The organism is Bartonella sp. AP258QHHD (genome assembly GCF_042196145.1).
Taxonomy (GTDB): Bacteria; Pseudomonadota; Alphaproteobacteria; order Rhizobiales; family Rhizobiaceae; genus Bartonella.
In genome coordinates this window covers 1-2,083 of record NZ_JBHIPR010000001.1, presented here as the reverse complement: position 1 = coordinate 2,083, position 2,083 = coordinate 1, and the positions used below count along the sequence as shown (strand labels likewise).

General features: G+C 40.7%; 2 protein-coding genes and 1 pseudogene. All 3 read right to left on the bottom strand.

All coding sequences use genetic code 11. From position 1 onward, the window contains the following. On the bottom strand, nucleotides 1-1,416 hold a 1,416-nt coding region (locus ACFIMM_RS00015), incomplete at its 3' end, for a YfjI family protein (RefSeq protein ID WP_375682434.1). A 12-nt stretch (nucleotides 1,417-1,428) separates the two neighbouring features. After that, a pseudogene (locus ACFIMM_RS00010) lies at nucleotides 1,429-1,695 on the bottom strand (toprim domain-containing protein); the annotation flags it as partial. Further along, nucleotides 1,688-2,083, bottom strand: a 396-nt coding sequence (locus ACFIMM_RS00005; RefSeq protein ID WP_375692557.1) for a toprim domain-containing protein, incomplete at its 5' end; no start/stop codon positions are given. The pseudogene ACFIMM_RS00010 and the gene ACFIMM_RS00005, both read right to left, overlap by 8 nt.

Sequence of the window (2,083 nt, the reverse complement as noted above, 5' to 3'; positions counted from 1 at the left end):
AAAAACATTGGGTAAAAGATCACAGCGCTCTACAATTAATTTTGCACGCTCTGCTGTTAATGTATCATTCGCCGCATAAAGACGTTTTGCATGACTTATCAGATATTCTTCCCAATATAAGGCTCTCTCAAGGGCATCTCTATTGATTTCAAAACGCCCCCCTTCACTCAATTCAAAAATCAATGCAAGGGTTGGTATGGTTTTATTCATTTTCAAAAGATGCGCTTGTAAACTTGATGAGAAATGACCTCCTTTGATTGTTCTTTGAAAATTTTCCCACCATACACGAAACATTTCTTGAGCTTCAGCAGAAAAGCGTATGGTAATAGGGTGTTTTGGTGATCCTAATGGTTTATCATAAAGAGAACGAAAAATTCCTTGATAACTTTCCCATGCCTTTTGATTGGGAGGTCTATCAACCCATAACCGCTCTTTTCGTTCATCGGGCCACACCAGCATTTGAAATCGTTGCAATAAGCCGTCATTATTTGTTCCATGGTGCATTGCTTGAATAATGGGAATAATCCGTGAAGGTTGAATGCCCCCAATAATGGAAATGGTTGCATTGGGAATAAAAATGGTTCCACGTCCTATACGGTCATAGGTGTATGATTTTTTGCCATTAAAAGCTGTTAGATAGAAAGAACGGTCTGATTGATATTCCTTCCGTTCCAAATCGGATAAAAAACCAGATAATTCATCACGAACCAACAAGAGACCACGGGGGTTTTCTTTTAACAATTCCCCAAGCTTTTCGACGGTCACATCGTTGACAATAAGACGTCGTTTATTAAGCGTGTCATCTTCCTCACTTTCTTTATGTTCAAGAGATTGAGAAAGAAGAGCAAGGGCTTGTTCCTCGTCTTGATCTTTGAGTGCTTTGTAGGCTTGTTTTTTCTTTTCTCTTTTGTCTAATTCAATAAGAATATCTTTTGTTTCTTGCTGTTTTTTCTTCTTTAACCATTCTTGATGCCATTCCTCTTGAAAAACATCAAGAGGTGCTAAAGCAGCTTCCATGGTATCTGTTTTCATAGTTGAAGGTTCCCCCACAATGGCACCCCAGAGATTAGGAACAATTTTCCAATTGGCATGTTGTTTTGGAGAAACCCGCACGCCATTTCCAATGACAGCAGACAATCCACATAAAGCAGAAACAGCAACAAAATCGATAGAAGATTGTTGAATATCAGCAACGTCATAAACATAGTTTATTAATGGTGTTGGAAGCAGGAATATTTTAAAAGGCTCGACGGGTAAGAGAGCCGTAGCAATCGGTTGTAATTGCCCCCAACCATTTTGTTGCAAGGCTTGTTCATAAGAAATGGCTTTTAAACAAGTATTTTCGTTTAAAGAGACATTATCGTTATCATTGATGGGAGTATTTTCATTATTGTTTTGTAAATTACTATCTTTCATAGTTTCCCTCTTTTAAGAAAGTAATACGTTATTAAAATCAGTTCCTTTTGGAGCTTGCATCATAAAGACCTCAAAGCCTTGTCTATAGGCACGCGCAGCGAGGTTAAAACCTGCTTTACGACCCGCATCATCGCCGTCCATTGCAATGGTGAGACGTCCTTTTGTATGGGGTAAATTCACACGCATCATGCCACTGGTTGAAAGGGACGCCCATAAATCAACGGGCTCTGATAACAACCCAGACAAAAGAGCCAGACCGGTTTCAATGCCTTCACAAATGNGCAATGGTGAGACGTCCTTTTGTATGGGGTAAATTCACACGCATCATGCCACTGGTTGAAAGGGACGCCCATAAATCAACGGGCTCTGATAACAACCCAGACAAAAGAGCCAGACCGGTTTCAATGCCTTCACAAATGACCAGATGTTTTGGATTGGCTTGGCTTAAATGCACCCCACCACCCGTTACAGATCCCAACATGGCTTTTGCTGGTTTCTGATCTGTTTTGCAGCCATTGTCTTTTAAAAAGGTTCTATGAATGGCAAAGGAACCAGCACCCTTAACAAGAGCCACCAACGCGGGCAGTGTACCCCCAGAGGGGTGTGGACATTTGTCGTAAAAGCGTAAATCAGTAGGCAAATCACATGTAATACCCCGCATACGTAA